The sequence below is a fragment of the Flavobacterium denitrificans DSM 15936 genome (assembly GCF_000425445.1).
Classification (GTDB): domain Bacteria; phylum Bacteroidota; class Bacteroidia; order Flavobacteriales; family Flavobacteriaceae; genus Flavobacterium; species Flavobacterium denitrificans.
On sequence record NZ_AUDL01000011.1, the window covers coordinates 60,526 to 81,949 of the forward strand.

At 34.2% G+C, this 21,424-nt stretch carries 18 protein-coding genes; 4 read left to right on the forward strand and 14 right to left on the reverse strand.

The annotated features are described in order from the left end of the window. Nucleotides 1-45 precede the first annotated feature (45 nt). Both H600_RS0106270 and H600_RS0106275 read left to right on the forward strand, forming a co-directional pair. Nucleotides 46-957, forward strand: a complete 912-nt coding sequence (locus tag H600_RS0106270; RefSeq protein ID WP_026727985.1) for an AEC family transporter — start codon at nt 46-48, stop codon at nt 955-957. A gap of 112 nt (nt 958-1,069) precedes the next feature. After that, nucleotides 1,070-1,708 carry a peroxiredoxin gene (locus H600_RS0106275; protein ID WP_026727986.1) on the forward strand — a complete coding sequence of 213 codons (639 nt, stop codon included), beginning with the start codon at nt 1,070-1,072 and terminating at the stop codon, nt 1,706-1,708. Between the two features lie 181 nt (nt 1,709-1,889). On the opposite strand, the gene H600_RS0106280 is transcribed toward H600_RS0106275, so the two are convergent. From H600_RS0106280 to H600_RS0106300, 4 genes are all read right to left on the reverse strand, one after another. Then, nucleotides 1,890-4,118, reverse strand: a complete 2,229-nt coding sequence (locus H600_RS0106280) for a cation:proton antiporter domain-containing protein (RefSeq protein ID WP_026727987.1) — start codon at nt 4,116-4,118, stop codon at nt 1,890-1,892. 238 nt (nt 4,119-4,356) lie between these two features. Further along, a complete protein-coding gene (gene purB / locus H600_RS0106290; RefSeq protein WP_026727988.1) occupies nt 4,357-5,703 on the reverse strand; it encodes an adenylosuccinate lyase in 1,347 nt (448 codons plus the stop codon). A gap of 81 nt (nt 5,704-5,784) precedes the next feature. Beyond that, nucleotides 5,785-6,474: an SIR2 family NAD-dependent protein deacylase gene (locus tag H600_RS0106295; RefSeq protein ID WP_026727989.1), complete on the reverse strand. Its 690-nt coding sequence runs from the start codon at nt 6,472-6,474 to the stop codon at nt 5,785-5,787. Nucleotides 6,475-6,673: 199 nt separating this feature from the next. Next, nucleotides 6,674-7,981: a BNR repeat-containing protein gene (locus tag H600_RS0106300; protein WP_026727990.1), complete on the reverse strand. Its 1,308-nt coding sequence runs from the start codon at nt 7,979-7,981 to the stop codon at nt 6,674-6,676. A gap of 196 nt (nt 7,982-8,177) precedes the next feature. On the opposite strand from H600_RS0106300, the gene H600_RS0106305 reads away from it, so the two are divergent. Next, a complete protein-coding gene (locus tag H600_RS0106305) occupies nt 8,178-8,840 on the forward strand; it encodes a TrmH family RNA methyltransferase (protein WP_026727991.1) in 663 nt (220 codons plus the stop codon). Nucleotides 8,841-8,903: 63 nt separating this feature from the next. On the opposite strand, the gene H600_RS0106310 is transcribed toward H600_RS0106305, so the two are convergent. The 7 genes from H600_RS0106310 to H600_RS0106345 all read right to left on the reverse strand — a co-directional run bounded on the left by H600_RS0106310 (nt 8,904) and on the right by H600_RS0106345 (nt 18,615). After that, nucleotides 8,904-10,499 (reverse strand): PepSY domain-containing protein, encoded by a 1,596-nt coding sequence (locus H600_RS0106310; protein ID WP_026727992.1) that lies wholly within the window; start codon nt 10,497-10,499, stop codon nt 8,904-8,906. A gap of 91 nt (nt 10,500-10,590) precedes the next feature. Then, a complete protein-coding gene (locus H600_RS0106315; RefSeq protein ID WP_026727993.1) occupies nt 10,591-12,750 on the reverse strand; it encodes a TonB-dependent receptor in 2,160 nt (719 codons plus the stop codon). A 93-nt stretch (nt 12,751-12,843) separates the two neighbouring features. Beyond that, complete coding sequence (locus H600_RS0106320; protein ID WP_035108439.1) at nt 12,844-13,188, reverse strand: hypothetical protein; 345 nt, start codon at nt 13,186-13,188, stop codon at nt 12,844-12,846. Between the two features lie 205 nt (nt 13,189-13,393). Further along, the gene (gene secA / locus H600_RS0106330) at nt 13,394-16,738 is read right to left on the reverse strand and encodes a preprotein translocase subunit SecA (RefSeq protein ID WP_026727995.1); all 3,345 of its coding nucleotides are present in this window, start codon (nt 16,736-16,738) and stop codon (nt 13,394-13,396) included. Nucleotides 16,739-16,825: 87 nt separating this feature from the next. After that, nucleotides 16,826-17,047 carry a DUF2795 domain-containing protein gene (locus H600_RS0106335; protein ID WP_007138072.1) on the reverse strand — a complete coding sequence of 74 codons (222 nt, stop codon included), beginning with the start codon at nt 17,045-17,047 and terminating at the stop codon, nt 16,826-16,828. A 216-nt stretch (nt 17,048-17,263) separates the two neighbouring features. Then, complete coding sequence (locus H600_RS0106340; RefSeq protein ID WP_026727996.1) at nt 17,264-17,833, reverse strand: cob(I)yrinic acid a,c-diamide adenosyltransferase; 570 nt, start codon at nt 17,831-17,833, stop codon at nt 17,264-17,266. A gap of 89 nt (nt 17,834-17,922) precedes the next feature. Next, nucleotides 17,923-18,615 (reverse strand): ABC transporter ATP-binding protein, encoded by a 693-nt coding sequence (locus H600_RS0106345; RefSeq protein WP_026727997.1) that lies wholly within the window; start codon nt 18,613-18,615, stop codon nt 17,923-17,925. Between the two features lie 287 nt (nt 18,616-18,902). On the opposite strand from H600_RS0106345, the gene H600_RS0106350 reads away from it, so the two are divergent. Further along, nucleotides 18,903-19,562 carry a DUF6565 domain-containing protein gene (locus H600_RS0106350; protein ID WP_026727998.1) on the forward strand — a complete coding sequence of 220 codons (660 nt, stop codon included), beginning with the start codon at nt 18,903-18,905 and terminating at the stop codon, nt 19,560-19,562. Between the two features lie 56 nt (nt 19,563-19,618). On the opposite strand, the gene H600_RS0106355 is transcribed toward H600_RS0106350, so the two are convergent. From H600_RS0106355 to H600_RS0106365, 3 genes are all read right to left on the reverse strand, one after another. Further along, entirely contained in the window at nt 19,619-20,422 is an 804-nt protein-coding gene (locus H600_RS0106355) for an O-methyltransferase (RefSeq protein WP_026727999.1), read from the reverse strand. A gap of 25 nt (nt 20,423-20,447) precedes the next feature. Continuing rightward, on the reverse strand, nt 20,448-20,918 hold the full coding sequence (locus tag H600_RS0106360) for an FKBP-type peptidyl-prolyl cis-trans isomerase (RefSeq protein WP_026728000.1): 471 nt from the start codon (nt 20,916-20,918) through the stop codon (nt 20,448-20,450). 78 nt (nt 20,919-20,996) lie between these two features. Next, nucleotides 20,997-21,362 (reverse strand): four helix bundle protein, encoded by a 366-nt coding sequence (locus H600_RS0106365; RefSeq protein WP_026728001.1) that lies wholly within the window; start codon nt 21,360-21,362, stop codon nt 20,997-20,999. Nucleotides 21,363-21,424 lie beyond the last annotated feature (62 nt).

The following is a 21,424-nucleotide window of genomic DNA, read 5'->3' on the forward strand; positions in this document are numbered from 1 at the left end:
TAATCACTAATACAGAAATAACTATTTTTGTCCTGATCTTATTATATGAACAACTTTATTCTAATATTTTTATTTCTTTCTCTGGGCTTAGTTTTACAGCACGTAAAACAATTTCCTACTCATATTTATAAGACGCTTAATAAGATTGTCATCTATTTTTGCCTTCCTGCGATTACCTTATATCATATTCCAAAGATAAAATGGAGCAGTGAATTGTTGTTTCCAATAGGAGCGGGGTGGATTACTTATATTTTAGCTTTTATCTTTTTTCATTTTTTAGGAAGAAGAAATGGCTGGTCTAATAAATTAATTGGCTGTCTGATTTTGACAGCGGGATTAAGCAACAGTTCGTTTCTTGGATATCCAATTATTGAAGCTTTGTTTGGAAAAAAAGGTTTGGAAACAGCTGTTCTAGTAGATCAGCCGGGAACTTTTGTAGTGGTTTCAACTCTGGGTGTTTTTACAGCAGCTTTTTATTCTAAAGGCAGTCTGAATGCTTTGGGGATTTTCAAAAAGATTATTTTGTTTCCGCCCTTTTTAATGTTTGTTTTGGCCTGTCTGATGAATATTTTTGATTATAATTTAAATGAAAGTATTCAATCAATATTGTTGAAAATTGGAAGTTTGGTAACGCCTTTAGCATTGCTTTCAGTTGGTTTGCAATTGACTTTTGATCGAAAGAGCCAGCATTGGAAGTTTTTACGACTGGGACTTTTTTTTAAATTGCTTTTAGTTCCTTTCATCATTTTTGTGTTGTATGTGTTTATTTTTGATCAACATTCTGAGGTCATAAAAATCACACTGATGGAAACTGCAATGGCCCCCATGATTACAGGTGCAATCCTAGCATCAACATACGGATTAAAGCCAAAATTAAGCAGTATGATGATTGGTTTTGGGATTCCAATTTCCTTTGTAACCCTTGCTTTTTGGTACTTCATTCTTAGTTTTATTTAGCAATAAAATACTAATTATATCGACAAGGTAGAATTTTAACTTTTTTTTACCTTTTGAATGTTTTCCTAATGTATTTTTTGGTTAATTTTATTGGAACTAAAAAATATAAATTATGTCAACATTAAGATTAGGCGATATAGCTCCAGATTTTCATGCAGAAACCACACAGGGACCAATCAATTTTCATGAATATTTAGGTGATTCATGGGGCGTTTTATTTTCGCATCCAGCTGATTTTACTCCGGTTTGTACAACTGAATTGGGAACAGTAGCAAACTACGTTCCAGAATTCAATAAAAGAAATACAAAGGTTATTGCTTTGAGTGTAGATGGATTAGAGTCTCATAAAGAGTGGATTAAAGACATCAACGAAACTCAAAATACAGAAGTTAATTTCCCAATTATTGCTGATGAAGATAAAAAAGTAGCAACTTTATACGATATGCTTCATCCAAATGCTAGTGATAAGTTTACAGTGCGTTCTGTTTTTGTGATTGGTGCTGATAAAAAAATCAAATTGACTTTAACATATCCAGCTTCAACAGGAAGAAATTTTGACGAATTGCTTCGCGTAATTGACAGTTTGCAATTAACTGCAAATTATAGTGTTGCAACTCCTGCAAACTGGAAAGATGGAGAAGATGTTGTAATTGCTCCAGCTATTCCTGACAGCGATATTCCAGCAAAATTTCCAAAAGGACATACTCCAATAAAACCTTATTTGCGTTTGACACCGCAGCCTAATAAATAAGTTTCTAAGATGCTGAGATTCTAAGATATTGAGATTCTAAGATATTGAGATTTTGAGTATGTTAGGTACTGAATTGACAAAAGGCGTTAAGATTTTCCATTTATGAAAATCTTAACGCCTAAGTTTTTTTACTTATTTTAAAAAAAAACTTAGCATCTCAGTATCTTAGAAACTTAGAATCTTATCTAGCCAACAAAGCCGTCATTCTTTTTTTATCCCCTACAACCCAGAGAATGTCATTTTTTTCTAATATTAAACTCGATTCTGGATTTAAGATACGGTTTCCGTTTCGTTCAATTCCTACTACCATTCCGTCGGTTTTGGCTCTAAACTGACCAATGCTTTTTTTGATGAATTCATCTTGAGACACTTCAAGCTGACGCAAAACAATATCGGTTTCTTCTACTTTTGAAGGTGGTTCGACTTCATTTTGAGTTAGAAATTTCGTGAATTCAGCAATTTGTGCATCGGTTCCAATTACGCAAATTTCATCACCTGGAAATAAACGTTCCGTTTTGGTCGGTATTGGAATTGTAACTTCGCCACGTTTAATGTAAGCGATATTAATTCCTAATTGCTCACGGATTTTAAGTTCCTGTAAAGTTTGGCCAACTAGATTTGATTCTTTTTTAATTTCAAAAAACGACATGTGACCGTCCCAAGGCATTAAATTGGCATAACGTCTATCGATTTTTTTGTTTTCGCGATCGTTTAGGTTTTTCAAAAAGTGATTTTCGATTTTATGATATTGCTCGTTTAATTTTTTAGGAAATATTTGATACGCTCCAATAGCAATTATAAGTGCAACAAAAGCAACTAAAGGCGAGAAGAAAATATTCAATAAAAAGCCCACAAAAAATAAACCAAGACTCATTCTGATTAAAATCAGCATTAAAAGCGCGCCTCGATATTTTCGTTCTTCCCACAAAATTTCAACTTCATCCACTTTTACTCTTCGTAAGGAAAGTGCCCATAAAAACGGAGCAATAATTACTAACGTAATTAATGCTGCAAGTGTATTCCCAAATCGGGTATCAGCCACTAAAGGCGCAACAAATTTGGCAGATAATAAAATAATAGCAGTAATGATTATGGTATGAAGTATAATTTGCGTTACCGAAGCCCGCAATACAATTTGCCAGGTACTAACAGATTTAATCGCCTGCGCATTCATACTATAACGGTTAATGTTTTTAACCCATCTTTTTGGCATTTTTGATTCTAAAAACAAAGCAAAAGTTTCAGAATATTTAATTAAAAACGGCGTCGTAAATGTAGTAACTGCTGAAACTGCCACAATTATTGGATATAAAAAGTCACTTGTAACTTTCAATGACATTCCCAGTGTGGCAATGATAAACGAGAATTCCCCAATTTGTGCCAAACTCATTCCGGTTTGTACGGATTGTTTTAACGGCTGTCCTGAAAGCAAAGCTCCAAAAGCAGAACTTAATGCTTTTCCAAAAACAGTTACCAAAGTAATAATCAAAACAGGAAGCGCAAAATCAACCAAAGTTACTGGATTAATCAACATTCCAACCGATACAAAGAAAACTGCTCCAAACAAATCTTTTACAGGCTGAATCAAATGTTCAATTTTTTCTGCCTGAGTTGTCTCAGCAATAATAGAACCCATAATAAAGGCACCCAAAGCTGGTGAAAATCCAACATTGGCAGCAAACATTACCATCATTAAGCATAAGGCAAGTGAAATAATTAAGAGCATTTCATCGCTTAATAAATGTTTTGCTTTTTTTAGAATCGTAGGAATAATGAAGATGCCGCCTAAAAACCAAATAATTAAAAAGAAAACTAATTTTAAGACCGATTGCAATAAAGCAGTTCCTGAAACCTGATCGCTAACAGCAATCGTTGACAATAAAACTAACATCAAAATGGCCACAATATCTTCGACAATCAAGGCGCCAAATACAATTCCAACGAATTTTTTTCCTTTAACTCCCAATTCATCAAATGCCCGAATAATAATAGTTGTGGATGAAATAGAGAGTGTTGCGCCAAGAAAAATACTATCCATTTTTCCCCAACCCATCCATTGGCCAACCATGTAACCAATCAAGGTCATGAACATAATTTGAGTTATGGCGGTGATGGAGGAAGTGCCTCCAACTTTCATCAGTTTTTTAAAACTAAATTCGAGACCTAGACTGAAAAGCAAAAAGATAACTCCGATTTCGGCCCAAACTTCAACACTTTTCATATCCGTAATCGAAGGAAAAAAATCAAAATGATTTCCTGCCAAAAATCCAGCAATCAAATATCCTAAAACCAAAGGCTGTTTCATTTTTTTAAAAATAAGAACAGCAATTCCAGCAGTCATCAGGATTAATCCCAAATCACTGATTAAGGGTTGTAAATGGTGGGTAGTTTCGGCGTTTAATGCAATCATATAAAATGTGGTATTTTTTTCAGGAGCTAATCCAGCTTTCCATTTCAAGCTTTTGTTCAAAACGCCTATTTTTTAAGCAGTTCCAGGAGCTTCCTCCGGTCGCTCTGTACCTGCAAAAAAATATGGCTTTTTTCACAAAAGGCTTTTCATTTCAATCTGGGCTAAAAGAGTCTGAGTTAAATAAAAAAAGCTATCTCGATAAAGATAGCTTTTTTTGGGAAAATATTTTAGGTTTTTCTTAAATACCTGTGTAATTGCTAGGTGTTATCGCTAATAATTCTGCTCTAACACTATCAGAAACTTCTAAAGTTGCAATGAAATTATGAATTGCGTTTTTATCAATAGCTTCATTTGTTCTAGTCAAACCTTTCAAAGCCTCATACGGATTTGGATATGCCTCGCGACGTAAAATTGTCTGAATAGCCTCGGCAACAACTGCCCAGTTTTTCTCTAAGTCTTCTGCAAATTTGCTTTCGTTCAAAAGCAATTTGTTCAAGCCTTTTAAAGTTGCTTCAAAAGCAATGATTGTATGTCCAACAGGAACTCCAACGTTTCTTAAGACAGTACTGTCAGTCAAATCTCGCTGTAATCTTGAAATAGGAAGTTTAGCAGCCAAATGTTCGAAAATAGCATTTGCAATTCCTAAGTTTCCTTCTGAGTTTTCAAAATCAATTGGGTTTACTTTATGAGGCATTGCCGATGAACCAATTTCGCCCGCTTTGATTTTTTGTTTAAAATAATCCATTGAAACATACGTCCAAATATCACGATCTAAATCGATAATGATATTGTTGATTCTTTTCAAACCATCAAAAAAGGCAGCAAAATGATCGTAATGCTCAATTTGTGTTGTTGGGAAAGAATGTTGCAAGCCTAAGCTAGTTTCAACAAATTTAGTTCCGAATTGTTTCCAATCAATTTGAGGATAAGCAACATGGTGCGCATTGAAGTTTCCGGTTGCACCACCAAACTTAGCAGCAAAAGGAATGTTGAACAGCAAACGCATTTGCTCTTCTAAACGCTCCACAAAAACCAGAATTTCTTTTCCTAAACGAGTAGGAGATGCTGGTTGTCCGTGCGTACGCGCCAACATTGGAATGTCCTTCCATTCAACACTTAATTCTTTTAATTTAGAAATTACCGATATTAAAGTTGGCATATAAACTTGCTCAAAAGCTTCTTTCGTAGAAAGCGGAATCGCAGTATTGTTAATATCTTGAGAAGTTAACCCGAAGTGAATGAACTCTTTGTATTGAGATAAACCTAATTTTTCAAAGGCATCTTTAATAAAGTATTCAACCGCTTTTACGTCATGGTTGGTTACTTTTTCAGTTTCTTTAATCCAAAGCGCATCTTCAGTTGAGAAATTTTTATAGATGTTTCTTAAGCTGTCAAATAAACCTGAATCAATGCCTTTTAGCTGTGGCAACGGAATCTCGCATAAAGAAATGAAGTATTCCACTTCAACTAAAACGCGATATTTTATTAAAGCTTCTTCAGAGAAAAAAGGTGCTAAATTTTGAGTTTTATTTCTATATCTTCCATCAATTGGCGATATAGCATTCAATTCGTTTAGAGTAGTCATTGTTATGTTGTTTTTTCGAAAGGTGCAAATATAAACAGAATTTAGCGATTTGAAGTAATCAAAAACGTCATTTATATGTGTTTAGATAGATTTTAGACGATCTCTCAAATCGGCAACACCTTCTGATGCAAATTTGGCAATCGTTTCTACTTTATTTCTAATATTCGGAATTGCAATTGGTTTTGGATCAATATAAAAAACCGGAGTTGTACTTGGTGCGTAAGAAATTAGACCCGCTGCAGGATAAACTTGTAATGAAGTTCCAATTACAGCAAAATAATCAGCGGTTTCTGTAATGTCGATTGCTTCTTCTAATGCAGGAACTTCTTCGCCAAACCAAACAATATGCGGTCTCAATTGATATCCATTTGTATCAAAATCGCCTGTATGTAAATCTTCTGTCCAATCTAAAATCAGATTTTTATTTTGTACACTTCGAACTTTTAATAATTCGCCATGCAAATGCAAAACCTTTGAGCTTCCGGCGCGTTCATGCAAATCGTCAACATTTTGGGTGATAATATGAACGTCGAAATCTTTTTCTAATTCGGCTAGAATAATGTGGCCTAAATTTGGTTTTACTTCTTTAAGCTGTTGGCGTCTCTTATTATAAAAATCCAAAACCAATTCCTGATTTTTATGCCAACCTTCAGGAGTTGCGACTTCCATCACATCGTGACCTTCCCATAAACCATCACTATCTCGAAACGTTTTGATCCCGCTTTCAGCGCTGATTCCAGCTCCAGTTAAAACGACTAATTTCTTTTTCATTTTTCTTAATTATAATTTGGCGAGGTACTTTTTAACACATAGAAACATAGTTTTAGAAGCTTTTAAAAGGCGTTTCACTAACTTAAATTCACATAGTTTAGCTATGTGTGGAAACTTGTTTTTTTTTGGATTCTTTTTTTCGACATAAAAACTATATCTCTATGTGTTAAAGTTTTTTATAGCCAACAGATTGATTATGTTATTTCGGCAACTGATTTACTTCCAAAACCTTTACCATAGTTGGTTCAGATTTTGCCAATCCTTCGCCATCAACTTGATTTACATTTTGAAGAAAGATATGAAGTTTTTTTTGTTTTTCCCAAAGCGAAATATCATAATTCGGTTCCCATTCACCTATCGATGTTGTGGTTAAGTCGGTTACTTTCCAAGGATTGTTTTCGCCTAAATTGGTGTAAGCGACTGAAACTTTGTTTTCTCTTTCAGCATCTCTGAATAGAAGATACAAATTGTGTTTTTTGCCTTCTTCTTTAATCAATAAATCAGGTCTGGAAATTGGGATTTTTTTCGTTCCGCCACCGCCTAAATAAAAGGAAGTTTTTCTGAAGCCTGTATTTGATTTTTTCCAAATACCGTTTTCTAAATAAACAATCTGAAATTGCGGAATGCCGTTTTCACTCCAATAATTGGCAATATATGGATTTCCGTTTTCATCCGTCGTCATTGAAGTTTGGTTAATTAAACTTGATTTTTCAGGGATTTTCCAAGCAATTTCTGCCGATGCAACCGTTATGGGCAAATTGTATTTTTCTCCGTTTGATTTTTGCCAAGTTAAACCTCCGTCTTTTGAGCGGGCATAACAAATATCATGGTTGGTTGAAACATCCCAGCTTTCTCTCCAAACCCATGAAAGATGAATGGTGCCTTTTTGATCTATTTTTGCTTGCCAATAGGCGCTTCTTTGTTCTTCGCCATTTACTAAATTGCTTTGGATTTGAGACCACTTTTTGTCTTTTATCGAATACGAATTGATGATCATATTTCCTCGTCCCGAAGCGCCCGAGCGGTAAAAAAACAATAAATTTCCATTTGGCAGATTGTGAAATTCGGGATACGTTACTTTTTGTTCGGCAATTCCGGTCATTGATTCTTCTCTTCCTAAATCTAAACTTAATGGTGATTTACCTTTTGCATATCGAAGTTTTGTATCGTGATGATCCCAACTGATGTGTAAATAGCCATCGCCATCAATTGCAATGCTTATCGTGTTATGTGCATCTTTCACATTTCCGGTATAAGGTGTTTTTACAATTTCCCACTTCGCCGAATTCAATTTTCTTTTGCCTAAAACAACATAGCCGTCATTATCGTAATAAGCTATAAACTGAAAATTTTTAAAAGTCGTCAAAGCATTTTTTCTGAATTTTACCGTATTGACAGAATTGCTGCTCCAGCCATTGCCTACCGGAATTTCAATGTTTTGTTGTGCGATACAGGAAAATGAGATAAAAAGAAGAAAAAAAAGGATTTTGTGAAAATGTGGTTTCATTAAAAAGTTGCTGTTTGGTTGTAGTTAGTAAGAAATGAAAATGGATTGAATTTTTCCAATTAGTAAAAATAACCGATTTAAGTATAATGAGGACTCAAACCATACCAGTTTAAATCTATAAATGAATTTGTGTCTATAAGAAGTCGCTTTGTTCGATATGACAATTATTGTTATTTTTGCCGGAAATAAATACGAAATGATTGATTTAGATTACCTGGCATTCCTTGAAAATATATTAACCGAAAACCGTAAAGAAAGGTTTTTGCATGTTCTAGAAAATCGTACCAAACATTTTACAGTTGCTGTGGAAGATGTTTTTCAAATGCACAATACGAGTGCGGTAATGCGAAGCTGTGAGGTTTTTGGAATCCAAGAATTAAATGTAATCGAACAGCGTTTCGGGAAAAGAATTGACAAAGAAATTGCTCTTGGCGCTCAAAAATGGGTCGATATCAATAGATTTGATTCGGTTTCGGGATGCCTTACTGATTTAAAAAGCAAAGGGTATCAGATCATTGCAACGACACCACATGAAAAAGATTCGATGTTGGAAGATTTCGACATCACAAAACCAAGTGCCTTGTTTTTCGGAACAGAAAAAGAAGGTCTGTCGCAAGAAATAATGGACAACGCTGATGGTTTCTTAAAAATACCAATGGTTGGTTTTACTGAAAGTTTGAATATTTCGGTTTCTGCCGCAATCGTGATTCAGAATTTGACAAACAGACTTAGAAGATCTGATATCAAATGGCAATTATCTGAAGAAGAAATTTTAGTGAAGCGTTTAGATTGGGCCAAAAATTCAATAAGAGATATTAAACGAATCGAGGCAAGATATTATCAAGATAATCCGAGATAAATTTAAAGTTACTAAGATTCTGAGTTACTAAGAATAGAAACTCAGGATCTTAGCATCTTTCAACTATTTTTTCAAAAAAAGAATAAAACCTAAAACACTGACAATTAAAATAGAAAGTGCCGCTAAAACTGTTGTCAGATCGCGAATGTTTTTTCCTGCCCAATCCATAAATAAAAATTTATGCAGAATAGCAAAAGAATAACCCTCAACTCGATCTGAATTGCTTACAACAGCTGCCAATCTCGATGTTGCGGTTTCAATAAAATAAGTTGTTTTTTGAGGTGTGTCATAAGCCAGTTTTACAACAGGAAGTCTTTTGTTTACAAAACCATATTCTCGACTGTCAAAATCGGTCAAGACTTTTGATTCAAGTAATTTAATGTTTTCAAAAGAAGGTTGAGAATCATCTTCAGATGTGTCAATCATTTCGCAACAAGAAGCTTTTGGAGCGCCATCAGTAAAATAGTAAGCTAAAAATTCAGCATATTCTAAATCCAGATTTGGTGCAATTTTGTTTGTTGTGGCATTGATGTAAATAACTTCATATTTTGGATCTTCTTTTTTATTCCATTTTGAATCTTTTGGCATTTTGAATCTTTTTGTGTCTTTTTCAAGCAATTGACATCTGTAATAAGTCGTGTCATTCAGCGTAATAAGACTGCTATTTTGAAATCGATTCCAATCTAAATTTAAATTGTTGTTTCCGCCAGGAATTTCCTTAGTTATAAAAGTTGGTTCGTAAACCATTTGCGACAACGTATAAGGCGCCCATTTTGTAGTGGCATGATACGCGCCACTGAAAGCAAAAGTCAATGTAAAAAGCGAAATCCAAATTCCAATTTGACGATGGTATTTTCGCAAACCTTTTTTTGGCGCTAAACTATCTGTTTTTTTGAATTGTTTCCAAAGCAAACCATAAATTAAGATGCCGCTCAAGGCAGAAAATCCAATAATTGACAAAAGGAAAATCATTGTAATAATTCGGACGCTGTTGTTGCTTATTGCATCTACGAATGACCAATTGTGAAACGTGTCAAAAAACCAGATAAAAAATTGTCGCGAAGTTGGATTATAAGTTGCCAGTTTGCTCGATGAGGTTTCTACATATACCTGCATGGCATCTGAACGGTCAAAACTTAATTTGTAAACTGGCAAGTAACGATTTACATATTTGTATTGCGAAGTAAATTCGGTTACAATTTCACTGTTTTTTACAGGACTTTTTTGATCGTCTAAGAAATAACGCGAAAGCCATTCCGCGTATTTTTGATCTCCGTTTTCTAATTTTTTGGCCGTTGAAGCATCATAATACCAAAGTTCGCCAATAATAGTTTTTACTTGATAATAAGTCGCGTTATTAAAATTGACAATTCTGAAGTTTTTGAATTGCGATATTTCATTTTTCAGCAAAACTTCCTGAATAGAATATTGCAATTGATTTTTGTCGATTATAGGTTGTTCGATTTTGTCGTGAGCAATTTCAGGTTTGAAAAAGTGCGCCATAAAAGGATGCATCAAACCAGAAAAGGTCCAGAAAATTACGGGAACAATTGTGATCAACCCAATAACACGATGCCATTTGTACATGTTTTGTTTGATTTTTTTGATGAATTTGGAATCTTTCCTCTTCGAAGATTTTTTATGTGTTTCTTTACTCATGGTCAATTTTTTTTTTTGCCACAGATTTAAAAGATTAGAAAAGATTATTTAATCTGTGTCAATCATTTTAATCTGTGGCGAAATTTTATTTTTATTTTTTTAATGAGAAATTATATTGAATTCCGAATACAAAAGTTCTCGGTGCAGCTGCGGTATAAGTTGGCTGAGCATTGGCAACATTGGTTCTAGAAACATTGTAAGCGTATAATTTATCTGTAAGATTCAGCACGTTTCCGTAAATCTCAATTTTTTTCCATTGGTAACCAATTCGGGCATTGAAAATATTGTAGCCATCGTATTTTACAGTATTGATCTGATCTTGATAATAACTGCCAACAAGTTGCCATTCAATTGAAGTTCTTAGATTTGGAAGCCAATTTGGATAATAACTCACTTCTGAATTTCCTGACCATTTTGGAGCAGATGGCATTTCTTTTCCGTTTAAATCCTGAATAGGATCTGATGGTTTGTCTGAAAGTTTAAAATCGATATACGTATGTTGGGCATAAGTACCGCCCACGCGAATATTGAACTGTCTTGAAGGTTTGTATGAAGCGCCAAACTCAATTCCTTTATGACGCGTTTCTCCAGCAGAACGATAATCGGTTGAATTATCTGGAAGTTTGATGTTTAGTAATTCATTTTTACCTTCCATATAATAAAAAGCGTAATCAAGGTTTAATTTGTTTTGGAAGAAAGAAAACCATCCGCCAACTTCATAATTATCAAAATCTGCCGGTTTTAAGTTATAATAAAATTCGGCAGGAACTCCTGATGTACCGCCAGTTCCCGGTTTAGCTCTGAAAATTGATGTAATTCCAGGAGGCGCAAAACCTTGAGAATAGTTCCCGTAAAACCCAGCAAATTCTACCGGATTATAATTTGCTCCAGCCTTAAAAGTAAATTTGTCGTACACTTTGCTTCCTGTAGAAAGGTCAATTGCATTGTCATAATTCACTTTCATGTTGTCATAACGCCCACCAACTGTTACCACTAATTTTTCAATAGGATTAAAACTGATTTGCGCATAACCAGCCGTGTTGAAAATATCTGCTGTATAATCTGAAAGTTTAGAATCCGGATGTTCAGCAATTATTTCATATGAATTAACGGTTTGTTTTCCCGGTTCCCCCGGATTTAAATTGGCTTTTAAATCAATCACGTACGACCAATATGTTACAGGCGAATAATCGTATAAAGCGCCAGCAACAATTTTAGTATTCAAGAAATCAAATTTTTGTGTGTGTTGTCCAATTGCGCCATAGCTTTTAAAGTTGTTCGAATTTACTTCGCCTTTGGCTGTTGTCGGATTTACTGTTGGACTCCATTTGATTCCGTAAGAGGGATTTTGGCCTAATTTATTGTCACGTAAATAAGCTGTAATGTAACTGCTAGAATTTTCGTTCCAATCGTGTTCTAGTGTTAAACGGGTTCTCAACGCATCAGATTTTCTATAAGTGAAATCAGAAGTGCTTTTATATGTTCTGTTGTTGAAAGCTTCTTCGTTTACAGTGCCACTCATGTCTGAATAATACTTTCCGTACATAATATTGCTGATCAATCGGGTAGAAGGCGAAATGTTGTAATCAATTCTCGCATTCAGATTATTTTTATTATAGTCAGAATACGTCATCCAGCCATTTTCCTGCAAACTTGAAATTCCAGCAATATGAAAACCAACTTTTCCAATTGTTGCACCTCCTGCAGCCTGAAATCTTTTATAGCCATAATTGTCAGCTTGGATTCCGAATTTGAATTCTGGATCAACTGGTGGTTTTATCGAAATCAAATTAATTGTCCCGCCCACAGCTTCAGGTCCGTATAAAGAAGAAACTGGCCCTTTTACAACTTCAATACTTTGTAAATTATATTGATTTATTTCTAATAAAGCATTGTGATTGAAAATTCCCATAGGGCGAATTGGCAGTCCATCTTCTAAATATAGATAGTAAGCATTTGTGGTCATAGGCTGACGAATAGACATCATGTGCTGTTCGTTTCCTAGATTTACCATCAAAACTCCCGGAGTTTTATTTATGATTTCATAAACTGCAGTTGCTTTGGCTTCGTTAATGGTTTTAGCTGTCAGTTTGCTTATGGCAACAGGCGTTTCTTTTCTTAAAGTTGCTGTACGATTTGCTGTCACAAAAACATTTTCAAGTTCGTGCGATTTTGTTGTGTCTTGCGCTATTTTGTTTTGCGCAAAAACACATTGCCCCATGATGAATAGGGTAAAGTATATTTTTTTCATTTTGGATTATATAAATTAAGCTATAAGCTATAAGCTATAGGCAATAAGCCATAAGCTATGAACTGTAAGTCTTATTGTTATGACTTTTAAAATTTATATAAAATAGGATGGAGGGTGAAAAATTGAATTTGCGATTGCAATAGGTTTTTTATCGAATGAAGCAAAAATTTTTGCTTTCGATTCTATAATTCCTGTCAATTTGAAGTTGTGTAAGATTGAAGTCTGAATGTAAACTACTTCTGCTTTTTCTTTCAGATTGTTTTGCATTCTTTTTTCGTTGTCTGCGTATTTTTTTAAGCTTTTTTGAAGTTCGCAACGACCATTACAACTATTGAAAACCATTTTACGTTGTACACAGATTGTTTTTGAAATTTCTTCCTGATTTAATTTGAAGGAGGTATAAACAAAGAAACTGCCAAAAGAAGGAACTAATAGCATGCAAGAAAGAAATATGACGAAAAATCGTTTCAAAATGTGTTTCGTTGTTTTCGAGAGCAAAAATACATTATAAATATTATTTACAAGAATGATTTTTGTCATTTAATGTTAAAAAACAGCAACGAGGGATTTTTAGAAAAGAAAAACCCGACAGCTTTCAAAAATCTGTCGGGTCTACTTATGTTTACTGTTTTAAATAGAAATATTAGTTAATTAAAACCCAAGTTCCAGCTGCTAGTAAAGCTTCAGCTTTTTTGTACTTCATTGTTTCTGTTTTGCCAGTAGCAATTTCTTGTACTACAACAGTGTCATTTCTGTTGATTTTTGGCATATCTCTAACGATCGTTTCAGTAACTTGACGTTGTTGAGTTTCTCCAGCCTCACGGTTAATGCTTTCGCTGTTAGGAATTTCGTCTTTGCTTAATTGTAAATTCTCTGCTTGACGAACTTCTCTCGCTTCGTGAATTTCAGAGCTAACGTTTTGAGCAGGCAAATCACCTTTGAATAAGAATGAAATAACTTCTTTGTTAACGTTGTCCAACATTCCTCTAAACAAATTGAAAGCTTCTAATTTATAGATAAGCAATGGGTCTTTTTGCTCGTGAACAGCCAATTGAACAGATTGTTTCAATTCATCCATTTTACGTAGGTGTTTTTTCCAAGCTTCATCTACAATTGACAATGTGATGTTTTTCTCGAAATCAGCGATCAATTGAGCACCTTGGCTTTCGTATGCTTTTTTCAAGTCTGTAACTACATTCAAAGTTTTGATTCCGTCAGTGAATGGAACTACAATTCTTTCGAAATGGTTGTTTGGTTCTTCAAAAACTCCTTTAATGATTGGGAAAGCTTCTCTAGCGCTTCTTTCTGTTTTTTCAGTATAGAAAGCTAAAGCTTCTTTGTATACTTTTCCGGTAACTTCGATGTCTGATAATTTTGTGAAATCAGCTTCAGAAATTGGAGATGTGATTCCGAAATAACGAATTAAATCAAATTCATATCCTTTAAAATCATTCGCTACTTTATTATTGCTTACGATTAATTCGCAAGTATCATAAAGCATGTTTGCAATATCCAGTTTCAAACGCTCTCCAAACAATGCGTGACGACGACGTTTGTAAACTACTTCACGCTGTGAGTTCATTACGTCATCATATTCCAATAAACGTTTACGAACACCAAAGTTGTTTTCTTCTACTTTTTTCTGAGCACGTTCGATAGATTTAGTCATCATAGAATGCTGAATAACTTCACCTTCTTTCAATCCCATTCTGTCCATTACTTTCGCTACTCTTTCAGAACCAAATAAACGCATTAAGTTGTCTTCAAGAGAAACATAGAATTGAGAACTTCCTGGATCTCCCTGACGACCAGAACGACCACGTAACTGTCTGTCCACACGACGAGAATCGTGACGCTCAGTACCAACGATTGCTAAACCTCCTGCAGCTTTTACTTCTGGAGATAATTTAATATCGGTACCACGACCAGCCATGTTTGTTGCGATTGTTACAACTCCAGCTTTACCAGCTTCTTCCACGATTTGTGCTTCTTGCTTGTGCATTTTAGCATTCAATACATTGTGTGTGATTCCTCTCATTTTAAGCATACGGCTTAATAATTCTGAAATCTCAACAGAAGTTGTTCCAATCAATACTGGTCTTCCTGCTTGTGATAATTCTGTTACGTCTTCGATTACTGCGTTGAATTTCTCACGAGTTGTTTTGTAGATGTAATCTTCTTTGTCAATTCTTGCAATTCCTTTATTTGTTGGAATTTCAACAACATCCAATTTATAGATTTGCCATAACTCACCAGCTTCAGTTACGGCAGTACCCGTCATTCCAGCTAATTTGCTGTACATTCTAAAGTAGTTTTGCAATGTAACAGTTGCAAAAGTTTGAGTTGCAGCTTCGATTTTTACGTTTTCTTTTGCTTCGATCGCTTGGTGCAGACCGTCAGAGTAACGACGTCCGTCCATGATACGACCTGTTTGTTCATCGACAATCATAATTTTGTTGTCCATGATAACATACTCTACATCTTTTTCAAATAAAGCATACGCTTTTAAAAGCTGAGTAAGAGTATGGATACGTTCGCTTTTTACACCAAAATCTTGGAACAATCTTTCTTTAGCTTCTGCTTCAGCGTCTTTGTCTAGTTTTTGTTTTTCAATTGCAGCGATTTCTGTTCCAATGTCTGGTAAAACGAAGAAATCAGAATCAGTATCTCCAGAAAGGTATTTGATACCGTTGTCTGTCAATTCTACTTGATTGTTTTTTTCTTCAATCACAAAGTATAAAGCTTCGTCAACTTTATGCATTTCGCGATTGTTGTCTTGCATATATTGATTTTCAGTTTTTTGAAGCAATTGTTTGATTCCTTCTTCACTTAAAAATTTAATTAATGCTTTATTCTTTGGTAAAGATCTGTAAGCTCTTAATAATTGGAAACCTCCGTCTTTAGTATTGCCTTCTTTGATTAATTTTTTAGCTTCTGCCAAGAAACCATTTGCTAACTGACGTTGTTGTGCAACTAAGTTTTCGATTTTTGGTTTCAATTCGTTGAATTCATGACGATCTCCCTGAGGAACCGGTCCTGAAATGATAAGTGGTGTTCTAGCATCATCAATCAATACAGAGTCAACCTCGTCGACAATTGCAAAATTGTGTTTTCTTTGAACTAAGTCGCTAGGCGAGTGCGCCATGTTATCTCTTAAGTAGTCAAAACCAAATTCGTTGTTGGTTCCATAAGTGATATCAGCATCGTAAGCTTTTTTTCTTTGTTCTGTACTTGGCTGGTGATTGTCGATACAGTCAACAGATAAACCGTGGAATTCGAATAAAGGTGCTTTCCAAGTACTATCACGTTTTGCCAAGTAGTCATTCACAGTTACTAAGTGAACTCCGTTTCCTGTCAAAGCGTTTAAATAAAGTGGAAGAGTAGCCACTAAAGTTTTACCTTCCCCTGTTTGCATTTCGGCAACTTTACCTTCGTGCAATACCATACCACCAATTAGCTGAACATCATAGTGAATCATGTCCCATGTGATATCTTTTCCTGCTGCATTCCATTTATTGGCCCAGATTGCTTTGTCGCCTTCAATAGTAATGTATGGTTTAGCTGCTGAAAATTCACGGTCTTTTGGAGTTGCAGTAACTTCAATATGTGAGTTTTCTTTAAAACGACGAGCGGTTTCTTTAACTACAGAAAATGCTTCTGGAAGAATTTCCAATAAAGTTTTTTCTGAGATTTCATAAGCCTCTTTTTCAAGAGCATCAATAGCATCATAAAGATCTTCTCTTTTGTCGATGTCTTCGATGTTTTCTACTTCTGCTTTAAGCGAAGCAATTTTAGCATCTTTGTCAGCTCTAGCTTCTTTGATTCTATCTTTAAAATAAACAGTTCTTCCTCTTAATTCGTCGTTTGAAAGACTCATTAACGGAGTTTCGAATGTTTTAATTTTATTTAAATAAGGTTGTAAAGCTTTGACATCTTTCTGTGATTTATCACCTACAAAGACTTTAATAATACTGTTTATGAAACTCATGATTTATTGTATTTCTTTATTATTTTATATGTATTTGAACCAAAAAAAAAGTCTCTGTGATGAGACTTTTTCATTTGGTTTATTTTTTTAATATTCATCCTCATTCCAAAGATAATCTTCGTCTGTTGGATAATCAGGCCAAATTTCTTCCATTGATTCATATATCTCGCCTTCATCTTCGATTGATTGAAGGTTTTCTACTACTTCTAATGGAGCACCAGCTCTAATAGCGTAGTCAATAAGTTCGTCTTTGTTAGCAGGCCATGGCGCATCACTTAAATAAGATGCTAATTCTAATGTCCAATACATCTGTTATCTGTTTAGTTTGTGCAAAAATAAATTTTTTACTGAAAAAGACAAGTAAATTTTGATTTATTTTAATAAAATTTAAGAACGTCCTTATTAGTAATCAGTTTTCAGAGGCAGTTTGCAGTATGAAAACTGATGTTTGCTACTAATTACTGTACTTTAAAGTTTTCAGTTTTCGTGTTAGTTTGCAGTATGAAAACTGAAAACCGAGACTGTTTACTTACGCGGTATCCATTTTACTTCCTCCGCTTTTAAGTCAAACGACAACTTCCGTGCCAAGACAAAAAGGTAGTCAGAAAGTCGGTTTAAATACTGAATTGATATTTCTGGAACGTGTTCGTTATGGCTTAAATGTACTGCCAAACGCTCTGCGCGACGGCAAATACAGCGCGCTATATGACAATGTGACACAGTTGGATGACCGCCCGGTAAAACAAAATGTGTCATTGGCGGAAGGCTTTCTTCCATTGTATCTATTTCGTTTTCGAGCAATTCGATATCAGAATCAATTATGCCGAGATTTTCTAACCGAAGTTTTCCATTTTTCAAAACTTCTTTTTCCTGAGGAGTTGCCAAAATGGCACCAACAGTAAAAAGACGATCCTGAATTTCGATTAAAATGGTTTTATAATGAGGATTCATTTCCTGATCACGAATCAATCCTATATAAGAGTTTAATTCGTCAACAGTTCCGTAGCTGTCAATTCTGATGTGATCTTTAGGTACACGAGTTCCTCCAAAAAGTGCTGTGGTACCTTTGTCGCCTGTTTTGGTATATACTTTCATTTTTTTTAATATGCTAAGATTCTAAGATGCTAAGATGCTAAGAGATTAAGTTTTCTCTTTTGCGATTAAATGATTAATCAAATAAATGGTTAAACTTCTTTACGAGTATCGCTTTCAATTAACCCGTCTCTCAAACGAATTACACGATGCGCATAAGCTGCAATATCTTCTTCGTGAGTTACTAGGATTACTGTATTTCCTTGTGCATGAATATCTCCAAAAAGCTTCATTATTTCTACAGAAGTTTTGCTGTCTAAGTTTCCTGTTGGCTCATCGGCCAAAATAATTGAAGGTTTGTTGACTAAAGCGCGAGCAACGGCAACACGCTGGCGTTGTCCTCCAGAAAGTTGATTGGGCTGATGATCCATTCTGTCAGCTAGATTAACTTGTTTTAAGACCTCAGTTGCGCGAGCAATTCTTTCTGATTTTCCATGACCGGCATAAATCATAGGTAATGCCACATTATCTAAGGCAGTTGTTCTTGGCAATAAATTAAAAGTTTGAAAAACGAAACCAATTTCTGTGTTTCTAATGCCGGCAAGCTCATTGTCTTGCATTTGGCTGACATCTTTTCCATTCAAAATATATTGTCCAGAAGTTGGCGTATCCAGACAGCCCAGCAAATTCATTAAAGTTGATTTTCCAGATCCCGAAGGCCCCATTAAGGCAACATATTCGCCTTTGTTTATTTCTAGATTAATTCCTTTTAACACATAAACGATTTCATTTCCAAGGACAAAATTTCGTTTTATATCAGTTATTCTAATTAATGGATTTGCCATTTGTTTTTCAATTTTGGATTTAAAAGTACAAAACACTTTTCAATAAAATGATAAGTAGTTGAGAATTGGATTTTGTTACAAAGCTTATTCATGAATAAGTAGTAAATCAATATGGTTTTTACGAAAACAATTGTTATATCTTTTTTGTTTAAATTTGTATAATTATCACTATTTTGTATGTTTTATAGATTTAAAATGTTTTTTGATTTTAAAAGGTGATAATAATGTAATTTATTGCGTGATGTATTGAGTAAATTTGGTTATGTATTAATTAAATAATCAAGATTATGAAAAGCATAAAAATAGCTACAGGAATTACATTACTAGTATTAGGATTAGCATCTTGTAAAGATGAAAAACAAGAAAAAGCGCAAAAAACTATTGAATCATACGTGGTGTATGTTGATTCAGTAAAAAACATCAAATCTGAGGAATTGAAAGATAATTGGAATGATGTTGAAGCAGAGTATAATAGACGAGCTGAAAATGCGCAATTGGCTTTGGCAGATCTTAAAGATAATACTGCTGAAACGGCAAAAATAAATGCTAGTAAAGTTAAATACGAAGAATTTAAAAACGAAATGACTGTTGCATTGGCACCGCCAGCTCCAAGTCCAAAACAACAATTGCGAAATGCATTATTTGGAGAAGGAAAAATTGGCGATGATATGAGTTTTGCATGGGTAAATGCTCAAAATATTCATAGTGTGTATCAGCAATTTGTTCATACAGTTGAAGATAATAAAGATCGTTATTCTAGAGAAGACTGGGATGAAATCAAATTATTGTATGAAGCACTTGATAGCCGAAAAAATACTGTTGAAAAAGAAGGTTTGACTGCCGAGGATAACAGAAAAATTGCAGGTTTGAAAGTGAAATTTGCTCCAATGTATACTGTAAACAGAATGGGAGCGAAGTCTGAAGAAAATAGAGATGCTAAAAAATAAGAATCTCAAAATGTTTTAATAAAAAAAGACAATCAGAAATGATTGTCTTTTTTTATTTATGTTCTTATTACAAAATGTTCCTTCGGCTGTTCGTATCTAAAAAAGACGAATCCCCATTGGTAAGTATCAATTGTGACTTTTACTTTTGGATGATTTTTAATCATTTCCCAAGCTTCTTCCATATCAGATGACCAATGGATGTCATCAAAAATCCAAACTGAATCATTTTTTATTGTTGGCAATAAAAGTTCAAAATAGGCAAGAGTTGCTTTCTTTGAATGATTTCCGTCAAAATAAATTAAATCGAAATTCTCACTTTCGGCTTTTAGACTTAGATTGATATCTTGAAGATAATTTTCAAATTCTGTTACTATAGGATCTACATTGTTGCAATCAAATTCATTTAATTGATTTTTTGCAATATTTGCCGTGTTCGGACAGCCTTCGAGTGTAATTACTTTTGCGTTTGTCCCGAGGCTTCGGGATCCTAGAGCCAATGCTGAAGTTGCCAATCCTAGAGAAGTTCCGATTTCTAAAATAGTTTCTGACTGAAAATAACGAACCACGCGGAATAATAATTCGGCACGTTTTGATGAAATTCCAGCAGTTTTTGCAATTTTAGAAATCTGTCTTCTATTCGATTTGAAAACTTTTGAACCTGCGCCAAAATCAGTTACTTCAATAAAATTTTTATTTTCTAAAAGTGACTTTCTATATTTTTTCAGAATGGCATATTCAGGTTTTGTTTCCTTATCATAAAAACACTTTGTCAATAAATTAAAAACAAATGGCGAATGCACCGCATGTTCGTTTTTAGATTTCCACAGAAATTTTAGATAGGATTTTATTTGAAAAAGCATTTTGAATTTACAGATAAAGATGGATTTAGTTTACTGAAATTAATTTTACATCAAAAATCAGAACAGATCCTGCCGGTATACTGCTAGTAGATCTGTCTGCATACGCTAAATGAGCTGGAATCAAAAGTACACCACTACCGCCTTCTTTGAACAATGGAATTCCTTCTGTCCAGCCAGCGATAACTCTGTTTAAAGGAAAAGTAGCTCCATTAATGCTTTCGTCAAATACTTTTTCGTTGGTCAAATAACCTTTATATGCAACAGTTACTGAAGATGTTGCAGTAGGTTGCTTGCCAGTTCCTGGTTCTGTAATAATATAATATAAACCAGAATCTGACCTTTGTGCAGTTAGATTTTTTTTAGCTAAATAATCGGTTATTTCCTTTTCGTTTTCAGCTGAATAATCTTTTGGTGGTGTTGTAGATGTTTCTTTGTCAGATACAGTGCAAGAAATAAAGAGTGTTAAAGTAAAAAGAGTAAATAGTAATTTTTTCATTGTGATATTTTTTAGAACCGTAAATATAAAATAAAAAGAATTAGTTTTTAGTCTCAGTCTCGGTCTCAGTTTTCAGTTTTATCCGCATCCAAACTTGTAAGGATTGTTGATCATATAATTTATTAATCGCCCAATTTCAAGACTTTTAATATTTAGTTTTTCGAATGTTTCTTTTGTAATATATTGGCATTCTAGTGAAAATTCGAGCCATGTATTTGTTTCTGAGTTTTCAGCGTCACTATCAGTTAATTTGCTTATAAAGTGATTAGTATATCTTCTTTTCCTGTAAGATTCAGCAATATTTGCACTAACACTTCTTGAAGATCGGCGTATTTGATCAGTCAAGGAAAATCGTTCTTCTTTAGGAAACGTTTTTGACAATTCAAAAATTTCCATTGCAAGCTCAAATGACTTTTTATAAGCTAATAATTCTTTAAAATCCATAGTTTAGTTTTTTTACTAAAATAAGAATTTTCTTTCTTTTGTTCGAAACTGAAAACTGTCAC

Excerpts from the sequence above, each read along its gene's own strand:
- H600_RS0106270 (WP_026727985.1), top strand. The coding sequence starts at position 46 with ATGAACAACTTTATTCTAATATTTTTATTTCTTTCTCTGGGCTTAGTT.
- H600_RS0106275 (WP_026727986.1), top strand. The coding sequence starts at position 1,070 with ATGTCAACATTAAGATTAGGCGATATAGCTCCAGATTTTCATGCAGAA.
- H600_RS0106280 (WP_026727987.1), bottom strand. The coding sequence starts at position 4,118 with ATGATTGCATTAAACGCCGAAACTACCCACCATTTACAACCCTTAATC.
- purB (WP_026727988.1), bottom strand. The coding sequence starts at position 5,703 with ATGACTACTCTAAACGAATTGAATGCTATATCGCCAATTGATGGAAGA.
- H600_RS0106295 (WP_026727989.1), bottom strand. The coding sequence starts at position 6,474 with ATGAAAAAGAAATTAGTCGTTTTAACTGGAGCTGGAATCAGCGCTGAA.
- H600_RS0106300 (WP_026727990.1), bottom strand. The coding sequence starts at position 7,981 with ATGAAACCACATTTTCACAAAATCCTTTTTTTTCTTCTTTTTATCTCA.
- H600_RS0106305 (WP_026727991.1), top strand. The coding sequence starts at position 8,178 with ATGATTGATTTAGATTACCTGGCATTCCTTGAAAATATATTAACCGAA.
- H600_RS0106310 (WP_026727992.1), bottom strand. The coding sequence starts at position 10,499 with ATGAGTAAAGAAACACATAAAAAATCTTCGAAGAGGAAAGATTCCAAA.
- H600_RS0106315 (WP_026727993.1), bottom strand. The coding sequence starts at position 12,750 with ATGAAAAAAATATACTTTACCCTATTCATCATGGGGCAATGTGTTTTT.
- H600_RS0106320 (WP_035108439.1), bottom strand. The coding sequence starts at position 13,188 with ATGCTATTAGTTCCTTCTTTTGGCAGTTTCTTTGTTTATACCTCCTTC.
- secA (WP_026727995.1), bottom strand. The coding sequence starts at position 16,738 with ATGAGTTTCATAAACAGTATTATTAAAGTCTTTGTAGGTGATAAATCA.
- H600_RS0106335 (WP_007138072.1), bottom strand. The coding sequence starts at position 17,047 with ATGTATTGGACATTAGAATTAGCATCTTATTTAAGTGATGCGCCATGG.
- H600_RS0106340 (WP_026727996.1), bottom strand. The coding sequence starts at position 17,833 with ATGAAAGTATATACCAAAACAGGCGACAAAGGTACCACAGCACTTTTT.
- H600_RS0106345 (WP_026727997.1), bottom strand. The coding sequence starts at position 18,615 with ATGGCAAATCCATTAATTAGAATAACTGATATAAAACGAAATTTTGTC.
- H600_RS0106350 (WP_026727998.1), top strand. The coding sequence starts at position 18,903 with ATGAAAAGCATAAAAATAGCTACAGGAATTACATTACTAGTATTAGGA.
- H600_RS0106355 (WP_026727999.1), bottom strand. The coding sequence starts at position 20,422 with ATGCTTTTTCAAATAAAATCCTATCTAAAATTTCTGTGGAAATCTAAA.
- H600_RS0106360 (WP_026728000.1), bottom strand. The coding sequence starts at position 20,918 with ATGAAAAAATTACTATTTACTCTTTTTACTTTAACACTCTTTATTTCT.
- H600_RS0106365 (WP_026728001.1), bottom strand. The coding sequence starts at position 21,362 with ATGGATTTTAAAGAATTATTAGCTTATAAAAAGTCATTTGAGCTTGCA.